The 17,504-nt window shown below is 67.1% G+C and carries 16 protein-coding genes; 11 read left to right on the forward strand and 5 right to left on the reverse strand.

Going from position 1 to position 17,504, the window contains the following annotated elements; all coding sequences use genetic code 11:
- Positions 1-35: 35 nt before the first annotated feature.
- Genes NTY77_01325 through NTY77_01350 form a run of 6 tightly spaced genes read left to right on the forward strand, consistent with a single transcriptional unit; the run spans position 36 to position 6,097 of the window.
- Positions 36-1,460 carry a tetratricopeptide repeat protein gene (locus NTY77_01325; GenBank protein MCX5794121.1) on the forward strand — a complete coding sequence of 475 codons (1,425 nt, stop codon included), beginning with the start codon at positions 36-38 and terminating at the stop codon, positions 1,458-1,460.
- 16 nt (positions 1,461-1,476) lie between these two features.
- The gene (locus NTY77_01330; GenBank protein ID MCX5794122.1) at positions 1,477-2,232 is read left to right on the forward strand and encodes an outer membrane lipoprotein-sorting protein; all 756 of its coding nucleotides are present in this window, start codon (positions 1,477-1,479) and stop codon (positions 2,230-2,232) included.
- Positions 2,232-3,446, forward strand: coding sequence for an ABC transporter permease (locus NTY77_01335; GenBank protein ID MCX5794123.1), 1,215 nt, complete (start codon positions 2,232-2,234; stop codon positions 3,444-3,446). The genes NTY77_01330 and NTY77_01335 overlap by 1 nt, the downstream gene beginning before the upstream one ends.
- The gene (locus tag NTY77_01340) at positions 3,439-4,113 is read left to right on the forward strand and encodes an ABC transporter ATP-binding protein (GenBank protein ID MCX5794124.1); all 675 of its coding nucleotides are present in this window, start codon (positions 3,439-3,441) and stop codon (positions 4,111-4,113) included. Before NTY77_01335 ends, NTY77_01340 begins: the two co-directional genes overlap by 8 nt.
- Positions 4,110-5,282 carry a hypothetical protein gene (locus NTY77_01345; GenBank protein MCX5794125.1) on the forward strand — a complete coding sequence of 391 codons (1,173 nt, stop codon included), beginning with the start codon at positions 4,110-4,112 and terminating at the stop codon, positions 5,280-5,282. The genes NTY77_01340 and NTY77_01345 overlap by 4 nt, the downstream gene beginning before the upstream one ends.
- A complete protein-coding gene (locus tag NTY77_01350; protein ID MCX5794126.1) occupies positions 5,282-6,097 on the forward strand; it encodes a CHAD domain-containing protein in 816 nt (271 codons plus the stop codon). The genes NTY77_01345 and NTY77_01350 overlap by 1 nt, the downstream gene beginning before the upstream one ends.
- Here the strand turns inward: NTY77_01350 and NTY77_01355 are convergent.
- Together NTY77_01355 and ispG are read right to left on the reverse strand one after the other, a co-directional pair.
- Entirely contained in the window at positions 6,069-7,088 is a 1,020-nt protein-coding gene (locus NTY77_01355; GenBank protein ID MCX5794127.1) for an aminopeptidase, read from the reverse strand. The genes NTY77_01350 and NTY77_01355 overlap by 29 nt on opposite strands.
- 69 nt (positions 7,089-7,157) lie before the next feature.
- Entirely contained in the window at positions 7,158-8,786 is a 1,629-nt protein-coding gene (ispG, locus tag NTY77_01360; protein ID MCX5794128.1) for a (E)-4-hydroxy-3-methylbut-2-enyl-diphosphate synthase, read from the reverse strand.
- A 227-nt stretch (positions 8,787-9,013) separates the two neighbouring features.
- Between ispG and NTY77_01365 the strand changes: the two genes are divergently transcribed.
- From NTY77_01365 to NTY77_01385, 5 genes are all read left to right on the forward strand, one after another.
- The gene (locus NTY77_01365; protein MCX5794129.1) at positions 9,014-10,288 is read left to right on the forward strand and encodes an amidohydrolase family protein; all 1,275 of its coding nucleotides are present in this window, start codon (positions 9,014-9,016) and stop codon (positions 10,286-10,288) included.
- Between the two features lie 66 nt (positions 10,289-10,354).
- Entirely contained in the window at positions 10,355-10,987 is a 633-nt protein-coding gene (locus NTY77_01370) for a hypothetical protein (protein MCX5794130.1), read from the forward strand.
- On the forward strand, positions 10,984-11,697 hold the full coding sequence (locus NTY77_01375) for a hypothetical protein (protein MCX5794131.1): 714 nt from the start codon (positions 10,984-10,986) through the stop codon (positions 11,695-11,697). The genes NTY77_01370 and NTY77_01375 overlap by 4 nt, the downstream gene beginning before the upstream one ends.
- Positions 11,698-11,704: 7 nt before the next feature.
- Positions 11,705-11,965, forward strand: coding sequence for a cupin domain-containing protein (locus NTY77_01380; GenBank protein ID MCX5794132.1), 261 nt, complete (start codon positions 11,705-11,707; stop codon positions 11,963-11,965).
- Between the two features lie 54 nt (positions 11,966-12,019).
- Positions 12,020-12,913: a hypothetical protein gene (locus tag NTY77_01385; protein ID MCX5794133.1), complete on the forward strand. Its 894-nt coding sequence runs from the start codon at positions 12,020-12,022 to the stop codon at positions 12,911-12,913.
- Between the two features lie 55 nt (positions 12,914-12,968).
- On the opposite strand, the gene NTY77_01390 is transcribed toward NTY77_01385, so the two are convergent.
- From NTY77_01390 to NTY77_01400, 3 genes are read right to left on the reverse strand one after another with little or no spacing between them, the layout of a single operon-like run.
- The gene (locus NTY77_01390) at positions 12,969-14,969 is read right to left on the reverse strand and encodes a response regulator (GenBank protein MCX5794134.1); all 2,001 of its coding nucleotides are present in this window, start codon (positions 14,967-14,969) and stop codon (positions 12,969-12,971) included.
- Positions 14,966-15,415 carry a response regulator gene (locus tag NTY77_01395; GenBank protein MCX5794135.1) on the reverse strand — a complete coding sequence of 150 codons (450 nt, stop codon included), beginning with the start codon at positions 15,413-15,415 and terminating at the stop codon, positions 14,966-14,968. The genes NTY77_01390 and NTY77_01395 overlap by 4 nt, the downstream gene beginning before the upstream one ends.
- Entirely contained in the window at positions 15,412-17,502 is a 2,091-nt protein-coding gene (locus NTY77_01400; GenBank protein ID MCX5794136.1) for an ATP-binding protein, read from the reverse strand. The genes NTY77_01395 and NTY77_01400 overlap by 4 nt, the downstream gene beginning before the upstream one ends.
- Positions 17,503-17,504 lie beyond the last annotated feature (2 nt).

Here is a 17,504-nt window from a genome sequence, read left to right on the forward strand (position 1 = left end):
CCACCGGCCGAGGCGAAATGGTATCATGGCGGGGCATGCCGAGGACCGCGGCCTTCTGCATGCTTCTCGCCGCCATCTCGGGCGCCGCCGCCTGCCGCAAAGACCACCGGCCCGAGCAATGGAAGGAGAAGTCGGAGGAGAGCATCGACCTCTTCGACCAGGGCCGCTATCTGGAGGCCCTGCAGCCCGCCCTGCAGGCGCAACAGCTCGCCCAGGAGGTCTTCGGACCGGCCGATATCCGGACCGCCTACTCGCTGGACCAGTCAGGCAAGGTCTACCGCCGCAACGGCGACCTGGAGAAGGCCCGTCCCCTCTTCGACTCCGCGCTCAAAGCCGCCTCGGGCGTCCTGGCCGCCGACGACGCGAAGCGGGCGCATTTCTACGACAACCTGGCCGAGCTGCTCATGGTCGAGGGCCGCTTCGACGAGGCGGAGGACTACTACCAGAGCTCGCTGCACGTCCTGCAGAAGAACTTCGGCGAGCTCAGCGGGGCGGTGGCCTCGGCCTACGCCAAACTGGGCGCGCTCTACACGCGCTGGGGTGTCTACGAGGAGGCGGACCGGACCCTGCGCCGTGGGGAGGCCATCGGCTTCCGCGTGGGCGGCGCGGACGACTCCGCCGAGGCCCTAGCCGCGGCGAGCCTCTGCGAGGTCGGCATGGAGACGGCCGAGGGCCAGTTCTACGGCCAGGACCATTGCCGCCGGGCCTTGTCTTTGAGCCGGAAGCTGCCCAAGAACCACCTGGACCTGGCCCAGGCCCTGCGGCTCGACGGGACGCTCGCCCTGCGCGAGGGCCGGCTCAACGAGGCCGGAGCCTCTCTCCAGCAGGCCATAGACATCTACAAGCTGAGCCCGGGCGCGGACCCGCAGGGCCTGCGCCAGAGCTGGCTGGCCATGGCCGAGGTCTACGCGGCGCAGGGGCGGGGCGACGAGGCCGCGGCCCTCTACCAGAAGCTCCTGCCGCAGGACCCGAACCCTTACACCGGGGTCAAGTCCGCCCTACGCGCCGCCGCCTTCTATCACCGCCGTGGAGAACTCAAGACCGCGGAGTCTTTGTGCCTGCAGGCCCTAGCCAAGCAGGTGCAGGCTCCCAAGGCCGACCAGCGCGACCGCGAGGAACTGCTCCTGAGCCTGGCCGAGGTCTCGGCCGGGCTGGGCCGCAATGAGAAAGCCGAGGGCTTCTTCCGCCGCGCTTTGGAGGTCAACGAGGGACGGCACCACGGACCGGACCCTAGCACGCTGTCAATCTGGGAGGGCCTGGCCCGGGTCTACGTCGCGCGGGGCAAGCCCGACCTGGTCGAGATGTGCCTCAAGCGCATGCGCCAAGTGGGGGAGATGTTCGGCCGCCAGCACCCGGTGCACAAGGACGCCTTGCGCCGCATGGCCAAGGTCTACCGGGCGATGGGCCGCAAGCAGCGCGCCGAGAAGCTGGAGCGGGATGCGGACTTCGGCAGCGGCTAAGTTGTAGAATCACCGCGTGTCCGCGATATTCAGCCTCCTCCTTGGTGTGGCCGCGGCCTGCGCCGCCGCGGACCTGTCCCTGCACGAGATCGTGGACCGCGCCAACAAGGCCCTGCGCGGCGACACCAGCCACGCGCGCCTGACCATGACCATCACGACCCCCTCCTGGGAGCGCAAGCTCGACGTGGAGGGTTGGAACCGGGACCGCAAGCTGGCCTTCATCCTCATCCACGCCCCGCCCAAGGACGCGGGCAACGTGACCCTGCGCCGGCGCGACGAGATGTGGGCCTGGCTGCCGCGCGTGGAGCGCGTCATCAAGGTGCCGCCCACCATGATGCACAGCTCCTGGCAAGGCTCGGACTTCACCTACGAGGACATCGTCAAGGCCGACTCCATCGTCAAGGACTATGAGCACAAGCTCCTGGACAAGACACCGGAGGAAGGCCGCACGGTCTACCGGATCCAGGCCGACCCCAAGCCCGACGCGCCCGTGGTCTGGGGCAAGGTCCTGTTCTGGGCCGCGGTGTATCCGGGCGACGAGGTGGTGGGACTCAAGGAAGAGGACTACAGCGAGCGCGGCGAGCTCATCCGCACCATCACCCTCTCCGACATCAAGCGGATGGGGGGGAGATTGGTGCCCGCGCGGCTGCAGTGCCAGCCGCACAAGAAGCCTGGGCAGAAGACCTCCCTGCAGTACCATGAGATCGAATTCGACATCCCGCTGGCCGACGGCTTCTTCAGCCTCTCGCGGCTTCAGAAGGGAGTGCGGTAGTGCTCCGTTTGGCCTGGCGCAACGTCTGCCGCAACCTGCGGCGCAGCCTCATCACCGTGGCCTCCATGGCCTGCGGCCTGGCCGCCATCATGTTCGGCCAGAGCATGATCAAGAGCGTCCAGCGCCAGCTCATCGAGCGCGCCACCGGCTCCATCACCGGCCACCTCCAGATCCAGAACCGCAGCATCAAGGAGTACAAGTTCCCGGACAAGTACATCGAGGACCCCGCGCCTGTGGAGGCCGTCCTGTCTCGGCAGACCGGCATCAGAGCCTTCGGCAAGCGCATCGACGTCACCGGACTGGTCTCCTCTCCGACCGGCTCCGTGGGCGCCATGATCTGCGCCGTGGAGCCGGACAAGGAGAAGCAGATCACCACCATGGCCGGCTACATCACTTTGGGCCGCTACCTGGGCGGCGCCGAGCACGAGGCGGTCCTGGGCGACAAGATCGCCCAGCGCCTGGACCTGCGCCTGGGAGAGAAGGTTGTGGTCATGGCCCAGGCCGACGACGGCAGCATGGGCGCCGAAGCCTTCCGAGTCGTGGGGATCTATCACACCGGCAGCACCACCTTCGACGGCCAATTCATCTATATCCCGCTCGCCGGCGGCCAGGCCCTGCTGGCCGCGGGCCGCAAGGTCAACCAGATCGTGGTCCGGCTCGACGACATCGGGCTCGCCGACCGGGTGCGCGCCGAGCTGGCCGAGAAGCTGGGCCGCGGGCCCGTGCAGGTCCTGCGCTGGCTCGACATCGACCATGAGATCGTGGCCATCCAGACCTTCCAGAACGCCCTGCTCGACATCGTCCTGCTCATCGTGTTCGCCATCGTGGCCCTGGGCATCCTCAACACCTTGCTCATGAGCCTCTTCGAGCGCGTGCGCGAGTTCGGCGTGCTCATGGCCATCGGCGCGCGGCCGCGCTGGGTCATGAAGCTGGTGCTGGCCGAGTCCGTCATCCTGGGCTCGGTGGGCACGGTCCTGGGGCTCGGGATCGGCTGCCTGCTCATCACCTACTACGGCAAGGCCGGCCTGCGCCTGGCCGTGGGCGACGCTCTGTCCTATTTCCTGCCCTTCCCGTCCGTCATCTACCTCCGCTTCGACTGGCCCAGCCACGCCCGCGCCCTCTGCGCGGTGCTGGTGGTCAGCGTGCTCGCGGCCCTGCCGCCCGCTTTGCGCGCCTGCCGCCTCAATCCCTCGGAGGCCCTGCGCCATGTCTAAGGCCCCCCTGATATCGGTCCGCCACGTCTCCAAGACTTACGCGGCCAAGGTCACGGCGCTGACCTCGGTGAGCATGGACTTCCAGGCCGGAGAGTTCTCCGCCATCGCCGGGCCTTCCGGCTCGGGCAAGACCACCTTGCTCAACATCATCGGGACTTTGGACGCGCCCAGCTCGGGGGAGGTCCTCTACGAGGGCCGCAAGGTCTCGCACCTGTCCCCGCCCGAAGCCGCGGACTTCCGCCTGCGCTCTTTGGGCTTCATCTTCCAGGCCTACAACCTCATCCCGGTGCTCAGCGCCGTGGAGAACGTCGAGTATCCCATGGTCCTGCAGGGCGTGCCGGCCTCGGAGCGGCGCGCCCGCGCCTTGGAGGTGCTCGGCTGGGTGGGCCTGGAGACCATGGCGAACCGCAGGCCCAACCTGCTCTCGGGCGGCCAACAGCAGAGGGTCGCGGTCGCCCGCTCCATCGTGCACCGGCCCATGGTGGTGCTGGCCGACGAACCCACGGCCAACCTCGACTCCAAGACCGCGGCCTCTTTGCTGGACCTCATGGGCTCGCTCAATCAGGACCGCGGCATCACCTTCATCTTCTCCAGCCACGACCCGGCCGTGCTCTCCCGCGCGCGCCGCGTGATCCACCTCCACGACGGGAAGCTCGCTCCGTCATGATCGTTGCGGCCGCACTCTGGCTCTGGACCGCGGCCGGGCCGGTGCAGGCCAAAGAGTCCCATCCCGGTCCCGTGCGGCTGGAGGCCTCGGGCTATCTCAAAGAACTCTGGCAGTATTCTCATTCCGGGCTCGACGGCAGGCCCTTCTTCCTCAATCTCGACCGGGCGCGCCTGACCTTGGAAGCCCAGGCCTCGGTATTCAAAGTCCACGTGGACTACGACCACGAAGTCTACGCCGGCAGCTTCTTTCGCACCACGGAGTACAAGACCTTCGGCCTGGCCGGGCCGCAGACCTGGCTCGACATGGACCAGACCGTCGCCGATTCCGCCACCTCGCTCTGGCGCCACCGGCTCTACCGGGGCTGGGCCGGCCTGGAGACGGAGCGCACCAGCCTGCGCTTCGGCCGCCAGCGCGTGGCCTGGGGCACGGGCAAGCTCTGGAACCCGACCGACGTGCTCAATCCCTACCAGCCGGCCGCGGTGGAGCGCGACGAGCGCAATGGCGTAGACGCCGCATACCTGCGTCAAGGCTTGGGCGAACTTTCCCAGGCGGAACTCGCCTACGCACCGCGGGACCGCTGGCCGGACAGTTCGCTGCTGGCCCGGGGCCGCTCGAACTGGAAGAACTTCGACTTCTCGGCCATGGGCGGCAAGGTGGCGGGCTCGACTTCGAGCTGGATGGCGGGAGGGGATTTCGCGGGCAACCTTTGGGACGGCTCTTTGCACGGAGAGTGGTCCTATACGGACCCCGAGACGGCGCGGCCGTATTGGCGGGGCCTCATCGGCTACGAATATTCCTTCGGCTCGGAGCCGAAGTGGAAGGCGCTTAAGGACTCGTCGCTGCTGGCCGAGTATTACCACAATGGCCGCGGCACCGTGAACCCGGCGCGCTACGACCGCAGCGTGCTGCTCTCAGGCCGGGACGTTGCGCTGGCCAAGGACTACGCGGGACTGACCTTTTCCAAGGACCTGCATCCTTTGCTCAAGCTCGACGCGGTGCTCCTGACCAACCTGGATGACGGCAGCAGCCTCTTTTCGCCCAGCCTGCAGTACAACCCGCTCTCGAATTTGTATCTTACGGCTGGCTGGCAGCGCTTCGGCGCGGCCCGGAACACGGAATTCGGGTTCCCGGCGAACCTGGGGTATCTGCAAGCGCAGTATTACTTCTGATGGACAAAAGACTCCCAGTCGGCGAGGCAGCGGCGGGCTTGGCGCGGCATTGGCTCGGCCAGGCGTGGGAGTCGGCCCGGCTGATCCAGCGCGGCTCGGATGCGAAGGCCTTGCACGATTTCCGCACCTCGGTGCGGCGCCTGCGCGTGGCGCTGAGCGCCTACCGAGACTGCCTCGGGCCCGCCGGGGCGCGGCCCCTGCGCGAGCGCCTGCGCAAGATCAGCCACGCCACGAGCCCGGCGCGCGACGCGCAGGTGTGGTCGGTGTGGCTTAAGCGGCATGGCGCGCCGTGCGAGATCACGCGCCGGCTCATCGTGCATCTGGAGGCTGTGGCCGCGCATTGCCGGCAGGATTTCCTGCGCCAAGGCTTGCCGGAGTTCGAGTCCGCGGCGCGACAGCTCGAAGCCAGGCTGGCACGGGTCCAGCCCGGCCGGCTCTCCTTCGGCGCCGCGGCCTCCGCTGCCATCCGCGCAGCGGCCAAGCGGCTCGACCGGCGCCTCAAGGCGGTGCGGCGAGGGGGGACTCCGGCACAGATGCATGCGGCCCGCATACGGGTCAAGCGCCTGCGTTATCTGCTTGAGCCTTTCACGAGGATCGACGCCGGTGTCCGCAAGTTGGTCGGCCGGCTGCGCCAATTGCAGGACCTGTTCGGAAAACTGCACGACCTGCATGAGCTCGCGGACTGCGGCGTACCGCCCGCCTCCGAGCCCGCCCGCCTCGAGGCCCGGCGTCTGGAGCGAGACCTGCGGCGCAGATGGCTGAAGACCGGGCGGGACAAGCGGCTGATCAGCGCGGCTCAGCGCTGGTCAGCTTAGTCAAGGCTCCTAAGGGGTCGCTGCGGTCCAAGGCCTTGAGCGCGGCCACCGTCTTCTTCCAGTCCCGGCCGCAGCGCTCGTGCAGGGCGCGGAAACCGCTCAGATCGTAGTTGTAGAGCCGGTGGGCCAGGACCGCCGCGTTGTTGAGCGGCTCGGAGAGCGGCTGGCCCATTTCCTCTAGCCGTTTGCGGCCCCAGGCGAATATCTCTTCACGGCGGGCAAGCTTCTCCTGGTCCGTAGCGGGACCGCGGTAGAGGGCCCCGAGCCGCTGGTAGAGCTCGTCCATGGCGACGGCGAACTCCCGTCCGCGAGCCAGACCAGCCCGGTACTCCCTCAGTTGGGCAGAATCCGCGCCGAAGCGCAGGGTCAGGAAATCCGCCGCGCCCTCCTGGCCCACGAAAGTCGCCGCGGCTTCATCGAAATCCACCCGGTCTTTGAACCAGACCGTGCCATGGGTCAACTCGTGGATGAGCAGTTCGGCCAGGTCTCCGGGTGGATAATCCAGGACATTGGAGGGCAAGGGATCCGTGAACCAGAGCGGGGTCTTGTAGGCCGCCACCCCACCCACCCGCGCGTCGAAGCCGTTGTCCTCGAAGCTCTTCATCTCGCGCAGCGCGTCGTCCTTGCGGAAGTAGCCCTTGTACGGCACCTTTCCCACGAACGGGAACCACCACTGGTAGGCCTCCAGGCTGGTGCGCGGGCAGGCCGAGACCACGTAAGTGACCGCGCCGTGGACCGGGGTATAGGTCGAAAAGTCCCGGCTTGGCTTGAGGCCCATACGCTGGAAGGCGAACTCCCGGACCTCCAGCGCGAGCTTGAGCCCGGCCTTGAGGTCCTCCGGGGTGGCTGGGTCGCGCAAGGCCGCGGCCATGCTGCGGCTGTGCCAGAGGAGGCTGGCGTGGCCGGCCGCGGCCTTGGTGACATAGACCGGGGAACAGCCGCACAAGGCAACGGCGAGGAGCAAGACCAGGGGGAATTTCGGGGACACCATACTTAACTCAGGTCACCATGATTCCCATGCCAAATTTCGGCTGGAATCAAGTATGGTGTCCCCCTAATTCTAGTCCCGCCACTTGCCGTTCTGTTTTATCAGGTCCTTCAGAGCCTGTACGGCCAATCTCTCCGGCACCCCTTTCCTCACGCATCGCTTGCCGACGTAAAGGTTGATCCTGCCGGGGGCTCCGCCGACGTAGCCGAAGTCGGCGTCCGCCATCTCGCCCGGCCCGTTGACGATGCAGCCCATGACCGCGATCTTGAGGCCTTTGAGGTGGCCGAGCTGGCGCTTGACGCTGGCCGTGGCGGCCTGGAGGTCGTAGAGGGTGCGGCCGCAGCCTGGGCAGGAGACGAACTCGGTCTTGCTCAGGCGGACCCCGGCGGCCTGGAGGATGTTGTAGGCGAGGGAGAGTTCTCGCGCAGGCCGCCAGCCTGTGTCTATCTCCACGGTGTCGCCGATGCCGTCGCAGAGCAAGGCGCCTATCAAGGTCGAGGCTTCGAGGATCTGGCGCTGGTCGTCTGCGGCGCGCGGGGCGCGGATATGGATGGCCAGCCCTGTTGCCTCTGCGGCGAGGAGGCGGTACTCGCGCAGGAGCAGGCTGGGGTCTTTGCCGACGAGGCCGACCAGCGGCGCTCCTTTGCGCTGGGCTAGGCTGAGAGCTTTGTCAGCCGTCTCTGCCTCCACGAACTCAGGGGTTTGCCGAAGCGCAGAGGAGTTGAGCTCCATCTCTTCGGCCTTGACCGGCTGGCTGACGACGCGGACGTCTGTTTCGCCTCCGACGGCAAAGCCTGCGATGGTGGTCTTGCGGCTGGTCCGTCTTGTGTAGCTGTAGGGGTCGCAGTATCTGCCTTTGGCGCTGGACTTGGCGGGCTTGCGGTTCCGGAATCGTGCGGCCAGGGCTCCGCAGACTGGTATCTCGGCTTCGGGCTCTTCTGTCAGAGAGACTCGTATGGTGTCCCCGATCCCATCCTCCAACAAGCTGCCGATGCCGATGGCTGATTTGATGCGGCCGTCTTCGCCTTCGCCGGCTTCGGTGACTCCTAGATGAAAGGGGTAGTCCATGCCGGCTTGGGCCATGCGCGCGGCCAAGAGGCGGTAGGCGGCGATCATGACTTTGACATTGGAGGCCTTCATGGAGAAGACGACCTCGTGAAAGTCCTGCTTCTCGCAGAGGCGCGCGAACTCGAGGGCGCTTTCGACCATTCCTTGTGGTGTGTCGCCGTACCGGCTCTTGATGCGCTCTGAAAGCGAGCCGTGGTTGACGCCGATGCGCAGGCTGCGTTTGAGGCTTTTGAGTTTGTCTACGAGGGGGGGGAAGCGGTCCTGGGGGAAATTGCCGGGGTTGATGCGGATCTTCTCCACGAAGTCGGCGGCGGTCATGGCGGCTTCGGGTTGGAAGTGAATGTCGGCGACTAGTGGGATGTCGACGCCTTTTTGTATGAGACCGGTCTTGATGCCTTCCAGGGCCCGGGCGGCTTCGACGGTGGGGGCGGTGAGGCGGACGATCTCGCAGCCGGCTTGGGCCAGGCGCGCGGTCTGGGCCACCGAGGCTACGACGTCGAGGGTGTCGGTGGTGGTCATGGACTGGAGGCGCAAGGGGTTGTTTGCGCCGAGGAGGACCTTGCCCACGGCCACGGCGCGGGTCAGACGGCGTTTGTAGGAGAAAGGGTCGGGGCAGTACGGCGGGAGGGGCATCAGGGGATTATACCAATTGGCTTTGGGGCGGGCGGGGCGGCATTTCCAAAATGTGCGGGATCGTGTTTCAATCGCTTTATTCGGATGGGAGAAATATATTCAGCTCGACGGCGTTCTTATTTTTTATACTCTACAAACGGCAGATTCGACGTCAACTCGCTGTCGATTTTCAGGGCGCATAGTCGGGGCGCGATGGGATGTGTCTGACTAGACAAAGGGAGGACTGGATGATCGGCCTGATCCGGTGCGCTGACAAGCGATTCCGAAGCATCATCATCTCGCTGCTACTGGGGATGCTGGTCTCCGCCAGCCCAAGCCTCGCCGCTGACCTGGCTCTGGTCGGAGGGAAGATCTACCCGTCGCCCACCGAGCCGCCGATCGACGACGGCACCATCCTCGTGCATGACGAGCGCATCTATGCTGTCGGCCCCAGCTCCAAGGTCAAGCCGCCCCGGGGCGCCACGGTACTCGCCTGCAAAGGGACGGTCGTCACCGCGGGATTCTGGAACAGCCACGTGCATTTCCTCACCAAAGGACTGCTGAACGCAGAGAGACTCCCAGCCGATCGACTCTCCGCGCAACTGGAGCAGATGCTCACCCACTGGGGTTTCACGACTGTCTTCGACGTCGCCTCTGTCCTCGACAACACCAACGCCATCCGGCGGCGCATAGCCAGCGGCGAAGTGCGCGGCCCGCGCATATTCACCGTCGGCGATCCCTTCTATCCCAAAGGCGGGACTCCCCATTATGTGCAGGAGCTGCTTGCGGCCAACCACATCCCGTCGGAGGAGGTGCAGTCCGCGACGCAGGCCGTGGCGCGCGTGCGCCGGCAGATCGACGCCGGGGCCGACGGCGTAAAGATCTTCACCGGCTCGCTGGCGGGGAGCGGGAGAATCCTGCCCATGCCGATGAGGATAGTCAAAGCCATAGTCACGCAGGCCCACCACGCCGGAAAGCCCGCTTTCGCGCATCCCTCCAATATCCAGGGCATCGAGATAGCCTTGCGAAACGGCGTCGACGTTCTGGCTCATACCGCCCCTTTGAGCCAGCACTGGCCTCCGGACCTGATCAATCGCATGAAGGCCAAGCGCATGGCGCTGATCCCGACTCTGACCCTGTGGGAAGTGGAAGGCAGGGAACGCGGCCAATCCCCCGAGGATATCCGGACGGCACTCGACCTGGCCATCGAGCAACTGAAGGACTATTCCGAGGCTGGCGGACAGATCCTCTTCGGCACCGACGTGGGCTATACCCATCATCCCAATACCGCCAAGGAGTTCGCGCTGATGTCGCGCGCGGGCTTGAGCTTCCAGCAGGTGCTCGCTTCGCTGACCACGAACCCCGCCCAGCGTTTCAGATGCTCGCGTCAAAGCGGACGGATAGCCAAGGGGATGCAGGCAGATCTGGTGGTACTGAAGGGTGATCCCGCCAAGGCTTTTGCCGCATTCTCAAGAGTCCGGTACACCATCCGCAACGGCAAGGTGATCTACGCCGCGCAATAGGCCTTGACACCTCCGGCGACGGCGACCTTTCGTGGTATAATTAAGGACACTTAGGAGGAACCGCTGATGATGCTCCCCGCCCTCTGCCTCTTGGCCTCTCTCGCCAACGCCCAAAGCCTCGAAACCCTCTCCGCAGGCACGGCCGCCGGCTTCGCAAACCCCGCAGTCCAGGCCTTCAAGTTCGTCCCGGCCGCGACTGTCGCCGCCAAGGCAACGTCCCTGCCCCGCGTCGGCACGATCAAAGGCGGCATGAACCTCTCGCCCGTTGACGTCACCTTCGACCGCCGCGCCGGCCGCATCACCGGCGGCATGAACCTCAGCCCCCTCGACGTCACCGTGGACTATGACGGCGGCAAGATCACCGGCGGGGCCAACCTCAGCCCCGTAGAGCTCACCTTCACCTGGAGCCCCGAGAAAGCGTCCGTCGAAGGCGGAGCCAACCACAGCCCGGTCAAGTACGAGGTCGAATGGTCCAAAGGCGTTCTGGAAGGTTACTCCAACCACTCCCCCGTGCGCGTCGAGTTCGACATGGAGAAAGGCACCCTCACGGGCTACGCCAACCATTCTCCCATCGAGCTGAATTTCGACAAGGTCTCCGGACGCCTCAGCGGAGGCATGAACCATTCCCCGGTCGACATCACCTTGGTCAACCTCGACCTCTACGACTTCCTGACCTACTTCTTCCTGTTCCTGAAGTGACAGCCGACATCGTCCGACGCGCAGCCGGACTCCTGGCCATAGGCGCATTGGCCATGAGCTTCGGCGCCTGCGAGGAGTCCGGTTGCGGCGAGCCGCCCAAGCCGGAGAAAAGCTCGACCAGCGTCAGCGGCGCCAGCGGCGCATCCTCAGGCGGCGGCGGCGGCGGAGCCGTCGCCGTGGGAGAAAGAGCCCAGCAGGTCATCAACGGGCCCCTGCGCAAGGAGAAGGATTCGGCGATCCCCCGGGCGCAAACGGCCCGCCCAGAAGCCAATACCGCCGTGTCCACCGCCGCGGTCTTCTCCGTGGTGAACAAAGCCGCTTACGAGCGCACCGTGGTCAAGGCCCCGGGGAAAGTGCTCGTGGTCAGCTACACTCCCACCTGCAAAGGCTGGAAAGACGTGCAGGCCGCGCTGCAGGGCCTCTCCGAGGACCTGGCCGGCAAGGTGGCCGTCTATCGCCTCGACGTCTCCGACCCGGACCAGGCCACGGTCCTGCCTTCGGGCATGACCCGCCTGCCCGTGCCGGGTTTCGCCTATTACGAGAGCGGCGTGTCCTTGAGCCAGCGCCAGGGACTCCCCTTCGATCGCCGGATCGGGAAGGGGGGAGAACCCATCGAGGACGCCCAGCAGTACCAGGACCGCCTGCGGCGCTGGCTGCGCGAGGCCGTGGCCGCCAAGAGCTTCAGCCTGCCCGCGCCCAAGAGCCTGTGAGGACCACATGAAGATCATCGTGCGCAAACCCACTGAAGCTGAGCGCAAGACCGCCTCGGCCTGGCCCATCTGGACCAAGGAAGAGTCGACCTTCCCCTGGCATTACGACGACCAGGAGACCTGCCTCATCCTCGGAGGCGAGGTCACGGTCAAAGCCGGCAGCGAAGAAGTCTCTTTCGGCGCCGGCGACTGGGTCGTCTTCCCCAAAGACCTCGACTGCGCCTGGACCATCCGGAAAGCGGTGCGCAAGCACTACAAGTTCGGGTAGGCCTGCCCTTTTGTGCTATACTCCTCCTAGGCCTAAAGGCCTAGGAGGATGCTCATGAGATTCGTCCTCGTTCTGCTGGCCGCCGCTTTGCCGGTCCGCTTCGCGGCCGCCCAAGAGACGCTCGGTTCGCAGGGATTCGGATATCTCGGATTCCAACAGCTCCGCCAGATGCTGCCCGCCGGCGCGCCGTCCGTTCCCGGCCGGGCCGTGGGCCTCACCCTCACCGTGCCGGAGAAGGTGACGGACAGCTACCTCCTGCCGCGCGCGGGGAAGCAGAGCCTCTACTCGTATCCGAAGAACGCGGCCGAGAACCAGGCCTTCCTGGACAAATGGACCAAGATCCTGGGACGCGCCGGCTTCACTCCCGGCGCCAACGACTACGAGGAGAACATCATCTCCGTGCTCCCTTACACGGGCAGCGACGGCCTCGTCATCCGCGAGTTCATGGCCGAGCCCATGCAGTTCAAGCCCAAGGATCCGGCGGACCTGCTGGCCAACATGGAGAAGATCTCCGACGCGGTCAAGGCGGCCGGGCTTCCCATCATCGCCTCGTTCACCTCGGACTTCGAATTCTACCTGCCCACCTACCATCTCTACTACCTGACCAAAGGCAATGCCAAGGCCAACGAAGAGGTGCAGGTGCGCATCCTCAAGGCCGAAGGCGTGGACGCCAAGATCCTGGAGAAGGCCGGGATCCAGGTCCTGCAGCAGGCCAAGGACTACTCCAACACCATCGACATCATAACCGTCTACATCGGCCGCGAGGTCGGCTTGGTGACCCGCTCCGCGGACAAGCGCGAGGACCTCGACACGCGGATCGCGGACTTCAAGAAGTTCATCGCGGAGCAGGGGGGCGGCTTCATCGAGGCCGTGGTGCGGGAGCTGCCGCCGGGCTCGTACCGCAACTTCGAGGCGGACCTCTACTTCTTCCAGGCCGGCGACAAGTAGTCAGGCTAGTCCAGGCCCCAGCCCCGCTGCCCCATGGGCAGCGGGGCTCGCTCTTTCACGGGGCCTTGGACTTGCCGGCCAAGGTGCGCGCCACGGCCACCAGCTCCTCCGGGTCCACGGGCTTGGGCAGGTAGATCTGGAACCCGGCGCGCAGGGCCTCGGCCCGGTTCTGCGCGGTCGCGTACGCGGTGAGCGCCGCGGCCGGGACTTGCCCTCCCTCTTGGGGCCGCAGGGCGCGGATGCGGCGCATCAGGGAATAGCCGTCCTCTTCGGGCATGGCGATGTCGGAGATGACCATGTCCGGCCGGCTCGCCCTGAAGGCGGAGAAGGCCTCGGCCGCCGACGCGGCGCCCTGAGCCTTGGCGCCGCAGTGCTCCAGGACCGAGGCGATCATGTTGCGGGTGTCGTCGTCGTCGTCCACGACGAGGATGCGGACTCCGCTCAGGGACCCCGGAGAACGGGAGGAGGCCGCGGCCTTGGAGTCGGCGTCGGTGAGCTCGGGAGGCGGCCCACCCGGCGGCACCGCGGCGAGCGGCAAAGACACGGATATGCTGGCGCCCCGCCCGGGAACCGGGGGGGCGACCGAGACCGCGCCGCCGTGCAGATCGACGAGATGCTTGACGATGGCCAGGCCCAGGCCCAGCCCCCCGTGCACGCGCGTCAGGGAGGCCTCCTGCTGGCCGAACAGCTCGAAGAGCTTCCCGTAGAATTCGGGGCTGATCCCGGGTCCGGTGTCCTCGACCGAGACCAGGACCCGGCCCTCGGCGCGGCGAGCCAGGACCGTCACCGTGCCTCCCTCCGGGGTGAACTTCACCGCGTTGGAGACGAGGTTCCAGAAGACCTGGCCCAGGCGCCTGGCGTCGCCCTCCACGAGCAGTCCCGCCGCGGGCTCGCAGACCAGGCGCAGGGACTTGGCCCGCAGCTCGGCCTGGAAGCCGGCCGCGGTCTCCGCCACCAGCTTGCCCAGGTCCATGGTCTGCTTCTTGAGGCTCAACTGTCGGCGCACCATGCTGGAGACGTCGAGGAGCTCGTCGATGATCTGCTTCTCGGTCTGCATGCTGCGGTCGATGACCTCCAGGGCGCGCTTGCTCTCGGGCGGGCTCAGCTCGCCCGAGCGCAGCAGCCAGTTCCAGCCCATGATGGCGGTTATGGGCGTGCGCAGCTCATGGGACACCAGGGCCAGGAACTCGTCCTTGGCCCGGCTGGCGGCCTCGGCCTCGGCGCGGGCCTTCTGTTCCGATTCCAGCAGGCGCGCCCGCTCCGCCTCCCCCTTGCGGCGCTCGGAGATGTCGCGGCATAGGGCCATGATCTGCGCGACCCCGTTGGCGGTGACCACCGTCGCGTTGATCTCCACGGGGGTTATGCGGCCGCGCTCGTCCGCATAGTCCACCTCGAAATCCAGGATCCGGCCCTCCTTGGCGCACTGCGCGACCGCCTGGGTGTTCTTGGCCTTGGCGTGCTCGGCCGTCCACTCCAGGACGCTGCGGCCGCGTATCTCGTCGAGCGTGCGGCGGCCGGTCATGCGCACGTACTCCGGGTTGGCGCCCAGGACCTTGCCCTCCAGGTCGACGATGACGTAGCCGGTCCCGGTGGTCTCGACCATAGCGCGGTATTGGTCCGCGCTCTCCTGCAAAGCGGCCTCCGCCAGCCGCTGTTCCGCGCGCAGCCGGGCCTCCTCCAGGGCGCGCCCCACGGCCGGTGCCAGCCGGGAGAGCCGCGCCTTCAGCACGTAGTCGGTCGCGCCCTGCTTGAGCGTGTCGATGGCCAATTCCTCGCCCATGGTCCCCGAGACGAAGATGAAAGGCACGTCCGGGCAGCGCTGGCGCGCGATGGCCAGAGCATCCAGGCCGTTCATGGAGGGGAGGTTGTAGTCTATCAGCATGAGGTCCGGCGGGGAGGCCTGCAGGACTTTGACGAAGGCTTCCCGGTCTTCCACCCGGACCATGGAGAATCTGATCCCGGCTTGGCGCAGCGCCCGGTCCGCCAGTTCGGCGTCCGAGGCGTCGTCCTCCAGCATCAGGATCCGGAGCTCTTGGTCGCTAGCGTTCTGATTCAAGCGTTCCTCCGCGACGGAAGGGATTCGTTGAGGAGCATCCAATAAAGGCCGAGCCGGCCGACCGCCTCCATGAAGCTCTCGAACTCCACCGGCTTGCGCACGTAGCTGTTGGCCCCAAGCTGGTAGCTGCTGATGATGTCCTGGTCCTCCTTGGAGGACGTGAGGATGACCACCGGCAGGTTCCGGGTCCGGGCGTCGCCGCGGATCCGCCGCAGCACCTCCAGGCCGTCGAGCCTGGGCAGCTTGAGGTCCAGCAAGACGACCGCCGGCACGACGCCGGCGTCCCTCCCGGCGTGCCGGCCCGTGGCGAAGAGCCATTCCAGGGCCTCGGCCCCGTCCCTCGCCACGACGACCTCGTTGGCGAGGTTGTGTCTCTTGAAGGCGCGCAAAGTCAGGGCCTCGTCGTCCGGATTGTCTTCGACGAGCAGGATCATCTTCGTGTTCATGGGCCCTCCGGGTCCGGGCGCGAGGGCAAAGTGAAGTAGACGGCCGCGCCCTTGCCGACCTCGCCCTCGGCCCACACACGGCCGCCGTGCCGGTGGATGATGCGCCGCACCGTGGCCAGGCCGATGCCCGAGCCCGGGAACTCGGCGCTGCCGTGCAGGCGCTGGAAGGCGCCGAAGAGCTTGCCCGCCCGGGAGGCGTCGAAGCCGGCCCCGTTGTCGCGCACGCAGAAGGCCCGCTCGTCCCCGCTCGGGACCACGCCGAACTCGACTTTGGCCTGGGCCGTCTTCGCGGTGAACTTCCAGGCGTTACCCAGGAGGTTGTCGAGCACGATCCGCAGCAACGCGCCGTCGCCTTCCGCGCGCAGGTCGCCCGCCGCCGTGAACTCGACGTCCCGGCCCGGGTTCGACCGGCGCAGATCCGTCACCGCGTCCCGGGCCAGGGCCCCGAGGTCCATGGGCTTGCGCTGCAGCTCGGCGCGGCCCGCGCGCGACAGCTTGAGGAAGCCGTCGATCATCCGGGCCAGCCGCCGGGTTCCTCCGCGCACCCGGGACAAGTAGTCCCGGCCCCGCGGGGCGAGCGGCAAAGACACGCCGATCCTGGCGCCCCGCCCGGGGACCGGGGGGGCGACCGAGACCGCGCCGCCGTGCAGATCGACGAGATGCTTGACGATGGCCAGGCCCAGGCCCAGCCCCCCGTGCACGCGCGTCAGGCAGGCCTCCTGTTGGCGGAACAGCTCGAAGAGCTGCCCGTAGAACTCGGGGCCGATCCCGGGTCCGGTGTCCTCGACCGAGACCAGGACCTGGCCCTCGGCTCGGCGAGCCAGGACCGTCACCGTGCCTCCCTCCGGGGTGAACTTCACCGCGTTGGAGACGAGGTTCCAGAAGACCTGGCGCAGGCGCCTGGGGTCGCCCTCCATGAGCAGTCCCGCCGCGGGCGCGCAGACCAGGCGCAGGGACTTGGCCCGCAGCTCGGCCTGGAAGCCGGCCGCGGTCTCCGCCACCAGCTTGCCCAGGTCCAAGGTCTGCTTCTTGAGGCTCAGCTGGCGGCGCACCATGCTGGAGACGTCGAGGAGCTCGTCGATGATCTGCTTCTCGGTCTGCATGCTGCGGTCGATGACCTCCAGGGCGCGCTTGCGCTCGGGCGGGCTCAGCTCGCCCGAGCGCAGCAGCCAGTTCCAGCCCATGATGGCGGTTATGGGCGTGCGCAGCTCATGGGACACCAGGGCGAGGAACTCGTCCTTGGCCCGACTGGCGGCCTCGGCCTCGGCGCGGGCCTTCTGTTCCGATTCCAGCAGGCGCGCCCGCTCAGCCTCCGCCTTGCGGCGCTCGGAGATGTCGCGGCATAGGGCCAGGATCTGCGCGACCCCGTTGGCGGTGACCACCGTCGCGTTGATCTCCACGGGCGTTATGCGGCCGCGGGGGTCCACGTAGTCGATCTCCAAATTCCGGATCCGGCCCTCCTTGGCGCACTGCGCGACCGCCTGGGCGTTCTTGGCCTTGGCGTGGTCGGCCGTCCACCCCAGGACGCTGCGGCCGCGGATCTCGTCGAGCGCGCGGCGGCCGGTCATGCGCACGTATTCCGGGTTGGCGCCCAGGACCCTGCCTTCCAAATCGACGATGACGTAGCCAGTCCCGGTGGTCTCGACCATGGCGCGGTATTGGTCCGCGCTCTCCTGCAAAGCCGCCTCCGCCCGCCGCCGCTCCGCGCGCAGCCGGGCCTCCTCCAGGGCGCGCCGCACGGCCGGCGCCAGCCGGGAGAGCCTCGCCTTCAGCACGTAGTCGGTCGCGCCCTGCTTGAGCGTGTCGACGGCCAATTCCTCGCCCATGATCCCCGAGACGAAGATGAAAGGCACGCCCGGGCAATGCTGGCGCGCGAGCGCCAGTGCCTCCTGGCCGTTGATGGCGGGGAGATTGTAGTCGATCAGCATGAGGTCCGGAGGGGGGGCCTGCAGGGCTTTGACGAAGGCTTCCCGGTCCGCCACCCGGTCCATGGAGAATCTCAGCCCCGCCTGGCGCAGCGCCCGGTCCGCCAGCTCGGCGTCCGAGGGGTCGTCCTCCAGCATCAGGATCCGGGGCTCTTTGTCCATAT

It is taken from the genome of Elusimicrobiota bacterium (assembly GCA_026388095.1).
GTDB lineage: Bacteria > Elusimicrobiota > Elusimicrobia > UBA1565 > UBA9628 > UBA9628.